Here is a 15,164-nt window from a genome sequence, read left to right as displayed (position 1 = left end):
GCCTAGCGCGCCTGCAGATACGCCGCCACGCGGTCCTTCAGGCCGGGCGCCGCCGCCGAACGCACCAGCCGCGCCAGATCCGTGTCCGGCGTCTCCTGCGACAGGGCCGCGTAGAGCTGCGTGCGGCTGGCGTCGGTCAGCGCGCTCGCCGTTTCCAGCGCCGCCTCGCCGATCTGCGGCCATTCCTGCGTCGTGGCCAATCGGCTGACGAAGCCATCGCGCAACGCGTCTTCGGCGTTGAAGGTGGCGGCCTGTTCCAGAATCGTGCGCGCGCGCTCCGCGCCCACCAGCGACGCGAAACGCCGCGTGCCCAGCACCAGGCCAAACTTCAACCCGGGCATGCGGAACGTCGCGTCCGGCGCGCTGATGCGCCATTTGCAGGCGCCAAACACATCCACGCCCGCGCCGAAATTGCGCCCATGCGCCAGCGCCACGGTCAGGCACGGCGAGGCCGCCAGCCGCTGCAGCAGCGTCTCGATCCGCACGAAGCGCAGCAGCAGATCGCCTTCGCTCTGCGTCTGCCAATCGCCAAAGTCAAAGCCCGCGCTGAAGTTCTTGCCCTCGCCTTGCAGCACGATGACCTGGGCACGTGCGCCCTCGGCCTCGTCCAGCGCGGCGATCAGCGCCTCAACCAGGTCGGCCGACAGCGCATTCATCTTTTCGGGGCGCGCCAGCGTCAGCACGTGGCGCGGCCCTTGCCGGTCGATACGCAGAACGCTCATTGCTTGCCTCCCTTGGCAGACACGCGCAGCGGTCCCAGCACCTCGTCGTTGTGCTCGCCCAGCGCGGGCGGCCGGCGGCGCAGCGCCGTGGTCTCGCCGTCAAACCGCACCGGCAGGCCAAACGTGCGGGTCTGCACGCCATTCGGCAACTCCAGCGCCTGCACCCAGCCCATGTGCTCGACCTGCGGATCGGCCAGCACCTCCGAATACGTGTTGATCGGCGCGCACGGCACGCCGGCCGCGCGAAAGCGTGCCAGCCAGTCCTGTGCTTCGTGCTCAGCGAAGATCGCTTCCAGGATGTCGCGCAGCGCCGTCTGATTGCGAGCGCGGGCGCTGGTATCGGTAAAGCGCGGATCGCCCAGCAGGTCTTCACGCCCCACCGTCGCGCACACGGCCTTCCACAACGCCTGGTTGCCCGCGGCCATGCCGAAGTATCCGTTCTTGCAGCGAAACGCCTGATACGGCGCATTGCGCGGATGGGCCGATCCCAGCTTGACCGGATCCTTGCCGCTGCCGAAGAATTCGGACGTCTGCAAGGCGGCGATGCCCAGCGTGGCGCCCAGCATCGGCACGTCGATGTGCGTGCCCTGCCCGCTGGCCTGCGCCGCGCGCAGCGCCGATGCGATGGCGAACGCGCCGTACAGTCCCGCGGAAAAGTCCGCCAGCGGCACGCCGCATTTGACCGGTTCGCCGCCGGGCTCGCCGGTGACGCTCATGATGCCGCTCATGGCCTGGATGGTCAGGTCAAAGCCGCCTTCCTGCGCGCGCGGTCCGGACTGGCCATACGCCGAGATCGAGCAGTACACCAGCCGGGGATTGGCCTCGCGCAGTTGCACGTAGCCCAGGCCCAGCCGCTCCATCACGCCCGGCCGGTTGTTTTCGATGAGCACGTCGGCGCGCAACGCCAATTCGCGCGCCAAGGCCAGATCGCCGGGGTCCTTCAGGTTCAACGTCACCGACCGCTTGTTGCGGTTGAGCGAGGCGAAGTTCTCGCTGTAGCCGTCCGAGATGGGCGGCCAGCTGCGCAGCGTATCGCCGCCTTCCGGGTTCTCCACCTTGATCACGTCCGCGCCCATGTCCGCCAACAACATGCCGCAAAAGGGTCCCGCCGCGACGTTGCAAATCTCCAGCACCGTAATGCCGGCTAGCGCCGAACTAGGTGTCATGTCTGACCTCTCGTTATGAAAATTCAATATTTGGGATGCGGAAAACAGTATAAGACGCGGCCTTCAACGATGGCATCATCCAGACGCGGCGCCCGGGAAAGCCGCTGGTGTCCAGGCGAATCCTAGTGCAATCCCTAGGTGCCGCGGTTAATTGTTGACCAGCATAGCACCGTGTGGAATTCTAGGTAAACCATTTATTGAAACGCCAATCCTAATATTTAGGATTAACAAAAGAGGACTGCAGCGGCCCCGGCGCCCCGCAATCGCGAACCGCCTCCGTCGCATGCTGGCCCGTCCACCGAGGAGACTTGCATGAGACTGTCGTGGCGTATTGCCCTGGCCAGCACGGTGCTGGCGCTGTCGGCCAACCCCGCATCGGCCGACAACTGGCCGACCAAACCCGTCCGCATGGTGGTGCCGTTTCCGCCGGGCGGCGCAACCGATGCGGCCGCGCGCATCTATGCGCAGCATCTGGGAGACTTCCTGGGACAGAGCGTGGTCGTCGAGAACAAGGCCGGCGCGGGCGGCGAGATCGGCGCCGAATTTGTCGCCAACTCCGCAGGCGACGGCTACACCCTGCTGATGGGCGCGGTCGGCAGCCATGCCATCCACGCCGCCATGCCCGACAAGCCGGGCTACGACTTCGGCACGGCATTCGTTGGCGTGTCCATGGCCACCAGCATGCCGATGGCGGTGGCCGTGAACAGCAGCAAGATTCCAGCCAAGAACGTGCAGGAACTCATCGCGCTGGCCAAGAGCAAACCCGGATCGATCACCTTCGGGTCAGCCGGACCCGGCACTTCGCAGCACATGGCCGGCGAGCTCTTCCAGGCGGTCACCGGCACGCGGCTCATGCACGTGCCTTACCGCGGCAGCGGTCCCGCCATTACGGATCTTCTGGGCGGCCAGATCGACATGGTGATCGAAACGCTGCCCGCGCTGCTGCCGCAGGTCGCCAGCGGCAAGATCCGGCTGCTGGGCGTCACGACGGCCAAGCGCGCCACCGCGTTGCCCGACCTGCCGACGCTGGCGGAACAGGGGGTGAAGGATTATTCGGTTGCCACCACGTATGCCCTGCTTGCGCCGGCCGGCACACCGCCCGCGGTCGTGGACAAGCTGTCGGACGGCATGCAAAAGGCCGCGGCGATGGAATCCGTACAGCAGGCCGCGTTGAAGCTGGGCGCCGACGCCATCGCCACCTCGCCCGCCGACACCAGCCGGATGCTCAAGCAGGAAGTCGCGCGCTGGGCCGACGTGGTGCGTCTGTCGGCGGCGAAATGACGCGCGCCACCGCATTGGCCCAGCCGGCCACCTCCGAACTCGCCATTGTCGGCGGCGGCTCGGTTGGCGTCAGCTTCCTGTATCAGTTCCTGTTGGCGCTGCAAGCCGCGCCGGCCGCGCGCCCGCCAACGGTCCATATCTTCGAACCGCAGGCCGACCCCGGTCCGGGCGGCGCGTACCAGGACGACCTGCGCAGCAACCTGCTCAACATTCCCGCAGGCAACATGTCCGCGCGCTCCGATCATCGGCTGGACTTCGTCGATTGGCTGCGCGAACAGGATGCGGACTGGCTGCTCGGTTACGGCGTCACGGCCATCGACCCTGCCGACTTCCTGCCGCGTCCGCTGTTCGGCGCCTACATGCGCGCGGTCTACGAGCGCTGCCGCCGGCTAGCCGAAACGCTGGGCGTGACGCTGGCGCATGTGCCTGACCGCGTGCACCGCGTGGTCCCGCAACCTGACGGCCGTGTGCATGTCCAGCCCGATCAGTGTGCGCCGATCGTGGCGCGCCACGTCGTGCTGTGCAACGGCAACCTGCCTTCGCAGGCGTTTCCTGCGCTGGATGGCGTGGCAGGCTACTTCAACAGCCCATATCCGGTGTCGGCGCTGGCGCAAGCCATCGCGCCCGATGCGTCCGTGTGCGTCGTCGGCACCAGCCTGAGCGCCGTGGACGCCGTGGCTGCATTGCAGCAGGCCGGCCACCGCGGCCCCATTCTGTGCGTCTCGCGCAACGGGCGGCTGCCATCGGTGCGCAGTCCGCACAACCGCGCGCCCGGCACGCTGCAACAGCTGAGCGCCGACGGCGCGCTCCAACTGGCGGCTCGGCACGGCGGCGCGCTGACGCTGGACGTCATCTGGCAGGCGCTGCGGGACGAGGTGATGGCGTTGCACGGCTCGCTGGACGACGACGATGTGTTGGGCATCGACGGCGACGCGCGTGCCGCCTTGGATGATGAAATCCGCCGGTCGGCCACCGCGCCGCGTCCGTGGCAGGCGGTGGCCGCCGCCACCAATGGGGCGGTGGACCGGATCTGGCATCTGCTGCCGGACACCGAACGGCGCCGCTTCCAGTCGACTTGGCGTTCGCTATGGATGGCTAGGCGCGCGACCTTCCCGATGCGCAACGCCTTGAAGTTGCAGGCATTGTTCGGCGCCAAGCAGCTCCACGTTGCCGCCGGCTTTGCCGGGTGCGATCACGATCCGGCCACCGGCCTGTTCCGCACACGCCTGCACACGGCAGGTGCGCACGTCGAACACTCAAGCCAGTATCTGATCAATGCCACGAGTTTCTCCGTGGACGCGCAGCGCACGGCCGATCCGCTGGTGTCCCAGTTGCTGCGCGACGGTCACGCGCAGGCCGATCCGCATGGCGGCCTGGCGCTGGACTACGGCACCGGCTGCCTGAAGAACGCCGGTGGCCATATCGTGGCGGGCGTCTCGGTGCTGGGCAGCCTGGCAGGCGGCACGTACTTCTGGACCACGTCCATGGACGTAAATGCCCGGCTGGCGCGCGATCAGGCCGAACGGATCGCGGCCACCCTGCGCGCCGCGCCCGCTACTGATCCAGAAATCCCCGGCGATATCCCATCCCCTGAGAGATGGACTGCGCACAGGCCGCCACATCCGGCGCAAGCTGCTTCATCCTAGCGGCGCTCAGACGATCCAGCGGCCCGGAGATGCCGACCGCGGCCACGGGCTGGTCCAGGCTGTTGAACACGGTCACGGCCAGCCCGCCGACCCCTTCACGCCATTCGCCGCGATTGATCGCGTAGCCGGCACGCGCGATTCTACGCAGTTCGTCTTTCAAGAGCGGCATGGACACGATGGTGGACGGCGTGTGCCGCACCATCTGCTCCGCGTAGCGTTCGACGTAGCCTTCGGGCTGGTAGGCCAGGAGCGCCTTGCCGGTCGCCACCGCGTAGGCGGGCGCGCGGCCGCCCACCATGGAGTACGCGCGAATGGGTTGCGGGCTGTCGATCTTGTCCACGTACACCACGTCAAAGCCGTCCAGCACCGACAGGTGCACGGTCTCGCCGGTCTGGTCCGCCAGCGTGCGCATGTAGGGCGCGGCCAGCTTGCGCACGTCCAGTTGCGCCAACTGCCTCGCCGCCAGTTCAAACAGGCGCACGGCCCCGCGGTATCCGCCGCCGTCATCGTCCTTGATGACATAGCCGGCGTGAATCAGCGTCTGCAGGGTGCGATGCGTGTTGCTGCGGGTCAGGCCCACGCGCGCGGCCAGCGCGTCGATGGTGCGCGGCGGATTGTCCACATCGGTCACCGCTTCCAGCACCATCAGCCCTTTAAGCAGCGTCTTGTCCATTCGTGATTTTTCCTAATATTTAGGACAGGAACATAGCACGAGACACGCCGCGGGAACAGCGGATTTGCCGCAATGCCCGCGCTAGGCCAGCGTGGCGCGGACAGCGGCAGAGCGGTCCCACAAATTGGGCAGGGTGGGCGACGAATAGCCCGAGACGAATGGCTTGGCGACGCCGGTGACGGGGTCGTACACATGGCGCGACACGGCGCCAATGTTGCCGCCATACAGATGCACGCTAATGGAGACGCGGTCGGGATACGCGTTGGAAACCCGGTGGATGTCGCCCTCGGCCGGCGACAGGCGCTCCACATCGCCGGGCCGCAGCGTCGTGGGCTCGCCCGCCATGACCAGACGCCCGTCGACGTCCCGCGTGAACCGCTGGTTAATCTCCGAGCCGCGCAGCATGCCGACATAGCCCCAGACCTCGTGATCGTGCACGGGCGTCAACTGGCCGGGTCCCCAGACAAAGCTCACCAGCGAGAAGCGCTCCAGCGGATCGCAGTGCAGCAGGTACTGCTGATAGAACTGCGGGTGCGGGGCGGTACAGGCTTCGGGCAGCCAATCGTCGTGGCTCACCAGTTCCGAGAACGCTGCCTCAAGTTCGGGGCTCTGCTCCAGCGCCTGCGGCGTGGCCAGCCGCGTCGCGGTGGCGATAAAGCGGCGCAGCCGTTCCAGGCCGGTGGTCGATTCAGGCATTGCAGGTCTCCGGTGGGATCAAATCCCAGAATGAAAAAAGAGTATCCACGATTCAGGACGGCGACGCACGCGTCTGCTGCTTCCGGCTCGGCCGGACATCGCGCAACCACGCTTGACATCCCCGTGGCGGCGCGTGCAGCGTATCGGACTGTCTGCAAGGTTGGAAATGAAAAACACGCATCACGATATTCCGCCCCCGCTGGCGCGGGCGCTGCGCGACGCGCGCCGCGTCGTCGTCTTCACGGGCGCAGGGGTCTCCGCGGAAAGCGGCATCGCCACGTTCCGCGATGCCTTGACCGGGCTCTGGTCGCGCTTTGACGCACAGGCGCTGGCCACGCCCGAAGCCTTTCAAAAGCATCCCGACATCGTCTGGGGCTGGTACGAATGGCGGCGCGCGCAGGTCCTGCGCGCTTCGCCCAACGCCGCACACCATGCCATCGCGACGCTCGCCCGCCATGTTCCCCAACTGACCGTCATCACGCAGAACGTGGACGACCTGCACGAGCGCGCGGGTAGCCGCGATGTCACGCATCTGCACGGCAGCCTGCATGCGCCGCGCTGTTCGCGCTGCGGCGCCCCCCAGTCCTTTGCCACGGAAACACCGGAAGAACCCGATGCCGGCCGCCGCATCCCGCCGCCCGCCTGCACGGCTTGCGGCGCCCCGGTCCGGCCGGGCGTCGTCTGGTTCGGCGAAAGCCTGCCCGCGCAGGCTTGGCGCGACGCTACCGTTGCCGTGCAACAGTGCGACCTGCTGTTCAGCATCGGCACCTCGTCGCTCGTGTACCCCGCCGCAGAACTGCCCCAGCTGGCCATCGCAGGCGGCGCCACGGTCGTGCAGGTCAACCCGGCCGCGACGCCCCTGGACGGCCTGGCCCACCACAACCTGCGCGGCGCCGCGGCCGAAATGATGCCCAAGGTGCTTGCCGCAGCGAGGTTTGGTGAGGATCCGCCGTAACCGGATCACACGTCTATGACACTTGCGCCACACTCGCGGGGAAACCCTCACTTTCACCATTACAACCGCGCTATACAGTGGTGTAATGCGCTTCGCTTGTGGAGATGATCATTCCGTTTTCCTGGAGACTTCCTGACGTCTTCGTACGTTCGCCAGACGGTGTGCTGCACCGTGTGGTGCGTCACGCCACGACCACGGAAACCATCGCCCTGCTTGAAGGCATGCCAAGCAATACCCATCTGGATTGCGAATGCAAGCTCGATAACGGCGAAACGCTGTGCTGGGTGGGCAACGACGAATACCGCCAGTTGAATGGCGGCGCCGTCTTTCTCGCCGTCACCGCGCACACCACACCTCGAGGCGAGTCGCGGCACAGCGTCTCCGCCCCGAGCGATGAAAAGCCGGCCACCGCGCCGCGCGCCTCTCGCAAGACATTTGCGGGGGCTCAAGCGCGCCTGCCGCCCGCTGTAGTCAGTCTAAAAACCGGCAACGATTGGAGCCTGATCCGCGCCTGGCGCGAGCACCTGAACATCAGCACTGCTGAAATGGCTGCCCGGCTTGGCGTCGATCACTCCATCTATATTGATTTGGAACGGCCCCGCCCGCGGCCCCGGCAGGTCATTCTTGACCGCGTGTCCGAAGCCCTCGGCGTTTCGCCGGAACAACTCGATGATTCATTGTTAGGAGGACAGTTTCATTAGCGCAGCGCGCGACGGCATTGCCCCGCGCCCGCGCCATGAATTGTTCAAACGACTTTGGCGCCGACACCTGACGGCCCGCGCATGGAGGTATTGATTATGCTCGGCACCGCAAGACGATTGACCGACGTGCTCGCCACATCGCCGGATGGCACGTTGTATCGCATTGAACGCTTCGTTTCCGATCCTGGCGCATATTCCGCGCTGGGCACGCCACGCTTCGATCCCAAGATGCACTGCGTCTGCCGCACCAGTTCCGGTGAAAAGGTTGCATGGCTGGGCGGCCAGACCTACCAGCTTCTCAAAAGCGGCACATCCCTGACCGCAGTGGACCGACGACGCGCCTGACAGCCGCCGCCAACGCTCTCCACGACAGCCCGCCACTACCGCCCGAAACGCGTCACGACAAAATCCACGAATGTCGTGAGTTTCGGCGGAGCCTGGCGGTCCTTCGCATACAGCAGCGTGATGGGCCGGGCCACCGGCCAGTAAGGCTGCAGGATAGGCACCAGGCGGCCGGCGCGCACGTCGTCGGCCAGCAGCAGCTCCGGCTGCAGCACGATGCCAAAGCCCGCCAGCGCGGCCTGCCGGAGCGCCTGCCCGTTGTTCGACACGAACCGCCCCGTCGGATACCCCATTTCTCCGCCCTCGTCCGTGCCAAGCCGCCAGCCGGTGCGCCGGCTCCAATGCGAGAAATCCAGGCACTGATGCCGCGACAGATCGCCCGGCACGGCCGGGGTGCCGTACCGCGCCAGATACGCGGGCGCCGCGCAGATGATCATCTGGTAAAGGCCGATGCGGCGCGCCACCAGGCCGGAATCCGCGGGCTCGCCGATGCGCAGCGCCACATCGAAACGCGACGCCACCACGTCCTCCACCATGTCGCTTAGCGACAGCTCCACGCTGACGTCCGGATAGATCGACAGGTATTCGGCGATGGCCGGCGCCAGCGCAAAGGATCCGAACGATACGGACGAGGTGATGCGCAGATGCCCGCGCGGCGCCGAGCGCAGCGCTTCAGCCCCCTGCTCTGCGTCGCGGATGTCGGCAAGGATTGTCTTGCAGCGCGCGAAGTAAGCCTGGCCCGCCTCTGTCAGACTCTGGCGCCGCGTCGTGCGGTTCATCAGCCGCAGCCCCAGCCGGTTTTCCAGGCCTTTGACATGCTTGGCCGCCATCGCAGGCGACATATCCAGCTGCGCTGCCGCGGCAGACAGGCTGCCCAGTTCCACCACCGCCACAAAGACTTCCATGCTGAGCAGACGATCCATGGATTACACACTCCGAGTGTTGACTGATCCAACAATTCTAGGATTTTTCGGGCGGAATACGGCGCGCAGAATGCGTCCATGCGTCGGCGTCCTGCCGGCGCGCTTTATCGGCATTCCCGGAGAACCTCATGAAGATCATCCTCATCGGCGCAAGCGGCACCCTCGGAAGCGCGATCGCCCGCGAGCTGGGCCAGCGGCACGACATCATCACGGTGGGCAAGACCCGCGGCCAGTATCAGGTCGACGTGACCCGCAGCGACAGCATTCGCGACCTGTTTGAACGCGTGGGCAAGGTCGACGCGATCGTTTCCGCTACGGGCAGCCTGCATTTCGGGCCGCTTGCCGAGATGACGGCGGATCAGTTCAAGATCGGCCTGCATGACAAGCTGCTGGGCCAGGTCGACTTGGCGCTGATCGGCCAGCACTACGTCAACGCGGGCGGCTCGATCACGCTGACCAGCGGCATCCTGAGCGATGAACCCATCCGCTTTGGCGCCAATGCCGCGGCCGTGAACAGCGCCATCGACGGTTTCGTGCGTGGTGCAGCGGTAGAACTGCAAGGCGTCCGCATCAACGCAGTCAGCCCCACGGTCTTGGAAGAATCGCTGGACAACTATGGTCCGTACTTCCAGGGTTTCGAAGCGGCGCCGGCCAGCCGCGTCGCGCTGGCGTACAGCCGCAGCGTCGAAGGCGCGCAGACGGGGCGGGTGTATCGCGTGTGGTGATCGCGGGCGTCGCAGCTGCCAAGCATGCGCAAAATCTGCGGCAAAAAACGCGGAGAAAAAAAAGCGGCTTGATGCATTCATCAGGCCGCTTTTCGCGTACGCATTGCTGCGTCTTTCTGGCTGAAACCATGCTGAGAAGCATGGCCTCGAATAAGTTGGCGCGCCCGGCAGGATTCGAACCTACGACCCCCTGGTTCGTAGCCAGGTACTCTATCCAGCTGAGCTACGGGCGCCCCGGAAGAGGCGTGTTTATAACACGAAAGAACCGTGCCATGCAAATCGACCCCGTTTAAATGGCGTACTGGCACAGACAGCGCCCCGGCCTTTGCGGGATGTCAATGAAACACACGGCCAGGCAGCAGTACGCTGAGTTCAACAAGAACACATCAGGCAGACAGCATGGCCAAGAAATTTCCCCTGCACCCCAAACATCCCGAACGCATCTGCTGGGGTTGCGACCGATACTGCTCCACCGATTCCATGGCCTGTGGCAACGGCTCGGGCCGCACCATGCACCCGGCGGAATCGCTCGGCGAAGATTGGTATCTATTCGGAGATTGGGGCTTCGATGAAGCGGACGACAAGCCGCAATCGAAAGAAAAGGAAGAGGCTGCGCATTGATGCGATGGGGCGGTATTGGATGTATCGATGGGATGCGCAGTTATTTGATGTGCATCGGTGTGATGCCCCACCTATTGATGCCCACTTATTGATGCCCACCTATTGATGCCCACCGATGTACGCCCACCGATGTATCCCCACCAACTTGACGCACAAAACAAAAAGGCCTTCGATTCAAGATCAAAGGCCTTTTCATTTTCTTTGCCGCTTTTACATCGCGGTGTTTAGACCGTGAAGTTTGGCGCGCCCGGCAGGATTCGAACCTACGACCCCCTGGTTCGTAGCCAGGTACTCTATCCAGCTGAGCTACGGGCGCTCCGGCAAAGAGGCAAAATTATATCAGAATAATCGTGCCATGTTTGTAGTGCAGTAAAACTTATCGCAGAACTTCTTGCGGCAACTTGTACTTCACTACGCCTGCTTTTTATTCCCTTTCCGGCAGGTCTGCGTAAAACGCAAACAACACAAAAAAGAACTTGGCGCGCCCGGCAGGATTCGAACCTACGACCCCCTGGTTCGTAGCCAGGTACTCTATCCAGCTGAGCTACGGGCGCTTGAAAAAGCAAGCCTTGAATAATAGCGTTGTTTCACGGGATGCGCAAGTCGGAAGGCGCGCGGATGTCTGCGTACAGCTTCCCGACAGCGGATGGTCACATCGATAGAACGTTGTCTCTTTAGCCTAGCGGCCGTTAACGATGCCGGCTGTCATCCGGCGATCTTCGTGACGCAATGACAGTGCGCCACGTCATCCGCAAGCTCAAGAGACCTTTCATGTCCGACAAAGACAAAAGCACTGGAGAACCTTCCCAGGACGCCCCCAGCACGACGCCGGTGCGCGCCACGCGCCGCGGCTTTCTGACCGGCATTGCCGCACTCGGCGCGAGCGCAGCCGCGATGGGCGCGCTGTCCGGATGCTCCAACGACGACGATGACAGTCCTGCGGCGCCCGCCCCAGCGCCTGCGCCCGAACCCACGCCCGCCCCCGCTCCTGACCTCACCACGCAGCTGCGCGACAACGTCAAAACGCTGGTGGTGATCTTTGCCGAGAACCGCAGCTTCAACAATCTGTTCGCCAACTTCCCCGGCGTGGAAAAGCCGCTGTCCGCGCTGACGCCGGCCGACTACACGCAGCTCGATCGCGACGGCACGCCGCTGCCCGTGCTGCCGCCGGTCTGGAACGGCATGGTGCCGACGTCGCAGCAGGCCAACCACGTCACCTATCAGGTGGATCAGGCCGCGGCCTACATGAACAACCTGTCCAACGCGCCCTTCGCGCTGCTGGGACCGCAAGGCGAGCCGCTGCCGCAAGGGGTGGTGACGCGCGACCTTTGGCACGTGTTCTACCAGAACCAGATGCAGATCAACGGCGGCAAGAACGACAAGTTCGTCGCGTGGGCTGATTCCGGCGCGCTCGTCATGGGGCACTACAGCGATTCGGCGTACAACCTGCGGCTGTGGAAGCTGGCGCAGGAATTCGTGCTGTGCGACAACTTCTTCCAGGGCGCTTTTGGCGGTTCGTTCCTGAACCATCAGTACCTGGTCGCGGCGCGTCCGCCTTTCTATCCCGACGCCGCCACGTCGGTCGCCAAGACGCAGATCGCGCAACTGCAAAGCGCGGACCCCACCGATCCGCGCCTGGAACCCAAGGCCACGTCACCCGCCAGCGCGCTGACCGGCATCCCGCAGTTCGGCGCCAGCGCGCTCACGCCCGACGGCTATGGCGTCAATACGATGGCCCCGCCCTACTGGCCGTCGTTCAGCCGCGATGCCACCGATCCGACACTGGCGGATCCGGCCAGCCCGCAAACGATGGTTCCGCAAACGCATGCCAACATCGGTGATCTGATGAGTGCGAAGGGCCTAGACTGGGCTTGGTATGCAGGCGGTTGGAAAGCCGCCGTCGATTCAACGGCCAGCACGGGCTTTCCGTCGTCGCCGAACTTCCAGGCGCATCACCAGCCGTTCAACTATTTCAAGAGCACGGGGCCGGGCACGGCGGCGCGCACGGCGCACATCCGCGACGGCGGCCTGGGTGATCTCAATTCCACCAACAAATTCCTGACCGACGCCGAAGCGGGCACGCTACCGCCGATGACCTTCTACAAGCCGCAGGGCAACCTGAACATGCACGCGGGATACGCGGACGTGGACTCGGGTGATCGCCACATCGCGCACATCGTGGACAGCCTGAGGAAGAGCAAGCAGTGGGAGAACATGGTGGTGGTGATCACCGTGGACGAGAACGGCGGCTGGTGGGATCACGTTGCGCCGCCGCAAGGCGACCGTTGGGGCCCGGGCACGCGTATCCCGGCGGTGATCGTGTCACCCTTTGCCAAGAAGGGCACGGTGGACCACACGATCTACGACACGGGCTCCATCCTGCGTCTTGCCACGCGGCTCTTCGACCTGCCGATGCTCGATGGTTTGAAGGCGCGCGATGACGCCATGACGGCGCGAGGACAAGCGGCGATGGGCGATCTGACGAATGCGCTGACGTTCGGCGCCTGACGCGGGCTGGCGGTGCGGCGATTCGTTGGGCGGCGATCCGTCGGGCGGCGATCCGTCGGGCGAATCGCCCTCTCTACGCCGCGCCCGCCTGCCCGTGCACCAGCAGCGCATAGATCTCCGCAACGCGGCCGGTCGTGATCCCCTCGCGTTGCTCCACCGCCAACGGATGACTCGTGGGCTCCAGCTCGATGTACGGCCGGATGCCGTCGTCCCGAAGATGCACGTGCGTCTTCAGTCCGATCGTGTCGGGATACGGATCGAGCCGCGTCGTAAGCCAGCCGAACAACGGCGGCGTGTGCGAACGCTTTGCCTCGTCCGACATCCGCACCCACGTCTCGTAGCTTTGCAGACTGAGCGAGACCCACACGCCCCACACGAAGGGTTCTGGGTGGCCCGCGATCGGCAGCTCGATGCAGCCGCGCACATAGAAGTGCTGCTCGTCGATTACGCAATCGTCGCTGCCCAGGTCGCAACGCTGGTCTCGTTCTTCGGGGGGGACGGCGTAATACGTTGCGGGCGCATCGGCGCCGAAGCTTGGCAGGCCGTGGTGGAACTCGTCGCAGGTGGTGCACTTGAAGGAAAAGTCCATTGCTACTTTTTCGGTGTGGGTTCTTGAGGCGTCCGGCACGGTGGCGTCCCGGGGTGCGCGGGGCCACGATTGCGGTCCGGAGCCTTCGCTCCGGACTGCCCCATCGTCATCCTCGTCCTCGCCTTCGGCGACTCCTACGGATTCCCTCGGGCTTATCGACGCCCCGCGCACCCCGGGCCGCCACCGCACCGGACTCTAGCATTTGCAATCTGCCGGGCGCTGGGGCGGTTGGTGTGCTTGGCATTATTGTGCAGAGGTTCTCAGATTCGAAGCATCTTGCGATGCCCGTCCCCGATCGGCCGCGCGGGCGGCCTTCGGCGACTTACGCGGTGTTTTGCGTTGCAGTGATGACGCTTCGCGAGTAGGTGGCGTCTGGGTGTCTGGCACCTGCATAGCAGCACTTCAAGATTGAAGCAGGGTCACCCGGGTGTTAGACACCTCATCCTGGCAAGGGCTGCCAAGCTATCCGCCTCCCAAGAAGACCCGACACGACACCGCAGCGTGCGAAAATTGCGGACCGACTTACCGAGGGACGGTCCGCGTGAAACACCTGCTTGTCAGTCTGGACAAAGTCGATGATTTCGACGAAATCATCGACGTGCGCACGCCGCTGGAATACGCCGACGATCACATTCCGGGCGCCCGCAACGCGCCAGTGCTCGACAACGAAGAACGCGCCCTGATCGGCACGATGTACAAGCAGGTATCTCCCTTCGAAGCATCCCGCGCGGGCGCGGCCATCGTCGCTCGCAACATCGCCCGCCATTTGGAAACCACCTTCGCCGACCGCCCGCAAGGCTGGCGTCCGCTGATCTACTGCTGGCGAGGCGGCAAGCGGTCGGGCTCGATGACGTTGATGTTCAACATGATCGGCTGGCGCGCCCGGCAACTCGACGGCGGCTACAAGACTTACCGGCGCGCCACCCTGGACGGTCTGCAAACGCTCCCACAACCGCTGCGCTTCGTCGTACTGACCGGCCCCACCGGCAGCGGCAAGACGCGCCTGTTGCACGCGCTGCGTGACGCAGGCGCGCAGACGCTGGACCTGGAAGACCTTGCCTCCCATCGGGGTTCGCTGCTGGGCGCATTGCCCGGCGCGGAGCAGCCCACGCAGAAGCGCTTCGACACGCTGCTCGCAGTCAGGCTGCGCGAACTCGACGCCAGCCAACCGGTGTTCGTCGAAGCAGAAAGCCGCAAGATCGGCGCGGTGGAACTGCCCGCATCCTTGCTGCATGCCATGCATCAGGGTGACTGTGTCGAAGTCCGCGCCAGCCGCGACGACCGCACGCGCTTCCTGCAGCAGGATTACGCGCGACTGTTCGACACGCCGGATTGGCTCAAGGCGCAGTTGCAGCGCATGTTGGGACTGCACAGCCGAGAAACCATCAAGGGCTGGATAACGCTGGTGGACGAAGGGCGCCGCGAAGACCTGGCGCGCGAACTGATCGACAGGCACTACGACCCGGCGTACGCGCGCAGTTCGCAATCGCACTTCGTGCACCTTGCGCAAGCAGTGCAGGTGGATTTCCGGCCGAACGACGCGGATGTGGTGGAACAGGCGCGGGCGTTGATCGGAAGAAAGACGTAGATCACCGCAACCGTATCGAGACTAGGAC

15 protein-coding genes and 3 tRNA genes are annotated in these 15,164 nt (G+C 64.9%); 9 read left to right on the top strand and 9 right to left on the bottom strand.

Annotated features, from left to right (window positions below):
* Positions 1-2 precede the first annotated feature (2 nt).
* Positions 3-722, bottom strand: coding sequence for an enoyl-CoA hydratase/isomerase family protein (locus tag B3098_RS23075; RefSeq protein WP_279975936.1), 720 nt, complete (start codon positions 720-722; stop codon positions 3-5).
* Entirely contained in the window at positions 719-1,888 is a 1,170-nt protein-coding gene (locus B3098_RS23070; protein ID WP_239215730.1) for a CaiB/BaiF CoA transferase family protein, read from the bottom strand. The genes B3098_RS23075 and B3098_RS23070 overlap by 4 nt, the downstream gene beginning before the upstream one ends.
* 312 nt (positions 1,889-2,200) lie before the next feature.
* Between B3098_RS23070 and B3098_RS23065 the strand changes: the two genes are divergently transcribed.
* Together B3098_RS23065 and B3098_RS23060 are read left to right on the top strand one after the other, a co-directional pair.
* Positions 2,201-3,169 (top strand): Bug family tripartite tricarboxylate transporter substrate binding protein, encoded by a 969-nt coding sequence (locus tag B3098_RS23065; protein WP_286899170.1) that lies wholly within the window; start codon positions 2,201-2,203, stop codon positions 3,167-3,169.
* Positions 3,166-4,815, top strand: a complete 1,650-nt coding sequence (locus tag B3098_RS23060; RefSeq protein ID WP_286899169.1) for an FAD/NAD(P)-binding protein — start codon at positions 3,166-3,168, stop codon at positions 4,813-4,815. The genes B3098_RS23065 and B3098_RS23060 overlap by 4 nt, the downstream gene beginning before the upstream one ends.
* On the opposite strand, the gene B3098_RS23055 is transcribed toward B3098_RS23060, so the two are convergent.
* The gene (locus B3098_RS23055) at positions 4,724-5,488 is read right to left on the bottom strand and encodes an IclR family transcriptional regulator (protein ID WP_175124223.1); all 765 of its coding nucleotides are present in this window, start codon (positions 5,486-5,488) and stop codon (positions 4,724-4,726) included. The genes B3098_RS23060 and B3098_RS23055 overlap by 92 nt on opposite strands.
* Before the next feature lie 81 nt (positions 5,489-5,569).
* Positions 5,570-6,184, bottom strand: coding sequence for a cysteine dioxygenase (locus B3098_RS23050; protein ID WP_286899167.1), 615 nt, complete (start codon positions 6,182-6,184; stop codon positions 5,570-5,572).
* 166 nt (positions 6,185-6,350) lie between these two features.
* Between B3098_RS23050 and B3098_RS23045 the strand changes: the two genes are divergently transcribed.
* The 3 genes from B3098_RS23045 (at position 6,351) to B3098_RS23035 (ending at position 8,185) form a co-directional block, all read left to right on the top strand.
* Positions 6,351-7,139 carry an SIR2 family NAD-dependent protein deacylase gene (locus tag B3098_RS23045; RefSeq protein WP_279975940.1) on the top strand — a complete coding sequence of 263 codons (789 nt, stop codon included), beginning with the start codon at positions 6,351-6,353 and terminating at the stop codon, positions 7,137-7,139.
* 98 nt (positions 7,140-7,237) lie between these two features.
* Positions 7,238-7,840, top strand: coding sequence for a helix-turn-helix domain-containing protein (locus B3098_RS23040; RefSeq protein ID WP_286899164.1), 603 nt, complete (start codon positions 7,238-7,240; stop codon positions 7,838-7,840).
* 96 nt (positions 7,841-7,936) lie between these two features.
* A complete protein-coding gene (locus tag B3098_RS23035; protein WP_286899162.1) occupies positions 7,937-8,185 on the top strand; it encodes a hypothetical protein in 249 nt (82 codons plus the stop codon).
* Positions 8,186-8,220: 35 nt separating this feature from the next.
* On the opposite strand, the gene B3098_RS23030 is transcribed toward B3098_RS23035, so the two are convergent.
* The gene (locus tag B3098_RS23030; protein WP_218344564.1) at positions 8,221-9,105 is read right to left on the bottom strand and encodes a LysR family transcriptional regulator; all 885 of its coding nucleotides are present in this window, start codon (positions 9,103-9,105) and stop codon (positions 8,221-8,223) included.
* A gap of 128 nt (positions 9,106-9,233) precedes the next feature.
* On the opposite strand from B3098_RS23030, the gene B3098_RS23025 reads away from it, so the two are divergent.
* Complete coding sequence (locus B3098_RS23025; RefSeq protein WP_175124229.1) at positions 9,234-9,830, top strand: short chain dehydrogenase; 597 nt, start codon at positions 9,234-9,236, stop codon at positions 9,828-9,830.
* A gap of 156 nt (positions 9,831-9,986) precedes the next feature.
* Here B3098_RS23025 and B3098_RS23020 read toward each other — a convergent pair.
* A tRNA-Arg gene (locus B3098_RS23020) sits at positions 9,987-10,063 on the bottom strand.
* 166 nt (positions 10,064-10,229) lie between these two features.
* Between B3098_RS23020 and B3098_RS23015 the strand changes: the two genes are divergently transcribed.
* On the top strand, positions 10,230-10,451 hold the full coding sequence (locus B3098_RS23015; protein ID WP_175124230.1) for a DUF3079 domain-containing protein: 222 nt from the start codon (positions 10,230-10,232) through the stop codon (positions 10,449-10,451).
* A 239-nt stretch (positions 10,452-10,690) separates the two neighbouring features.
* Here the strand turns inward: B3098_RS23015 and B3098_RS23010 are convergent.
* Positions 10,691-10,767, bottom strand: a tRNA-Arg gene (locus B3098_RS23010).
* A gap of 161 nt (positions 10,768-10,928) precedes the next feature.
* Positions 10,929-11,005 (bottom strand) — tRNA-Arg (locus tag B3098_RS23005).
* Between the two features lie 217 nt (positions 11,006-11,222).
* On the opposite strand from B3098_RS23005, the gene acpA reads away from it, so the two are divergent.
* On the top strand, positions 11,223-12,959 hold the full coding sequence (acpA, locus tag B3098_RS23000) for an acid phosphatase (RefSeq protein WP_286899159.1): 1,737 nt from the start codon (positions 11,223-11,225) through the stop codon (positions 12,957-12,959).
* A gap of 73 nt (positions 12,960-13,032) precedes the next feature.
* On the opposite strand, the gene B3098_RS22995 is transcribed toward acpA, so the two are convergent.
* Positions 13,033-13,548, bottom strand: a complete 516-nt coding sequence (locus tag B3098_RS22995; protein ID WP_286899156.1) for a DUF2199 domain-containing protein — start codon at positions 13,546-13,548, stop codon at positions 13,033-13,035.
* Between the two features lie 541 nt (positions 13,549-14,089).
* Here B3098_RS22995 and mnmH point away from each other — a divergent pair.
* Positions 14,090-15,136 carry a tRNA 2-selenouridine(34) synthase MnmH gene (gene mnmH, locus B3098_RS22990; RefSeq protein ID WP_286899155.1) on the top strand — a complete coding sequence of 349 codons (1,047 nt, stop codon included), beginning with the start codon at positions 14,090-14,092 and terminating at the stop codon, positions 15,134-15,136.
* Positions 15,137-15,164: the final 28 nt, after the last annotated feature.

It is taken from the genome of Achromobacter sp. UBA2119 (assembly GCF_002331005.1).
In the GTDB taxonomy this organism is placed as follows: domain Bacteria; phylum Pseudomonadota; class Gammaproteobacteria; order Burkholderiales; family Burkholderiaceae_B; genus Achromobacter; species Achromobacter animicus.
The sequence above is the reverse complement of the archived record's forward strand: the minus strand, read 5'-3'. Positions and strand labels throughout refer to the sequence as shown.

Excerpts from the sequence above, each read along its gene's own strand:
- B3098_RS23065 (WP_286899170.1), top strand. The coding sequence starts at position 2,201 with ATGAGACTGTCGTGGCGTATTGCCCTGGCCAGCACGGTGCTGGCGCTG.
- B3098_RS23055 (WP_175124223.1), bottom strand. The coding sequence starts at position 5,488 with ATGGACAAGACGCTGCTTAAAGGGCTGATGGTGCTGGAAGCGGTGACC.
- B3098_RS23025 (WP_175124229.1), top strand. The coding sequence starts at position 9,234 with ATGAAGATCATCCTCATCGGCGCAAGCGGCACCCTCGGAAGCGCGATC.
- B3098_RS22995 (WP_286899156.1), bottom strand. The coding sequence starts at position 13,548 with ATGGACTTTTCCTTCAAGTGCACCACCTGCGACGAGTTCCACCACGGC.
- B3098_RS23035 (WP_286899162.1), top strand. The coding sequence starts at position 7,937 with ATGCTCGGCACCGCAAGACGATTGACCGACGTGCTCGCCACATCGCCG.
- B3098_RS23050 (WP_286899167.1), bottom strand. The coding sequence starts at position 6,184 with ATGCCTGAATCGACCACCGGCCTGGAACGGCTGCGCCGCTTTATCGCC.
- B3098_RS23060 (WP_286899169.1), top strand. The coding sequence starts at position 3,166 with ATGACGCGCGCCACCGCATTGGCCCAGCCGGCCACCTCCGAACTCGCC.
- acpA (WP_286899159.1), top strand. The coding sequence starts at position 11,223 with ATGTCCGACAAAGACAAAAGCACTGGAGAACCTTCCCAGGACGCCCCC.
- B3098_RS23015 (WP_175124230.1), top strand. The coding sequence starts at position 10,230 with ATGGCCAAGAAATTTCCCCTGCACCCCAAACATCCCGAACGCATCTGC.
- B3098_RS23045 (WP_279975940.1), top strand. The coding sequence starts at position 6,351 with ATGAAAAACACGCATCACGATATTCCGCCCCCGCTGGCGCGGGCGCTG.
- B3098_RS23075 (WP_279975936.1), bottom strand. The coding sequence starts at position 722 with ATGAGCGTTCTGCGTATCGACCGGCAAGGGCCGCGCCACGTGCTGACG.
- B3098_RS23070 (WP_239215730.1), bottom strand. The coding sequence starts at position 1,888 with ATGACACCTAGTTCGGCGCTAGCCGGCATTACGGTGCTGGAGATTTGC.
- B3098_RS23030 (WP_218344564.1), bottom strand. The coding sequence starts at position 9,105 with ATGGATCGTCTGCTCAGCATGGAAGTCTTTGTGGCGGTGGTGGAACTG.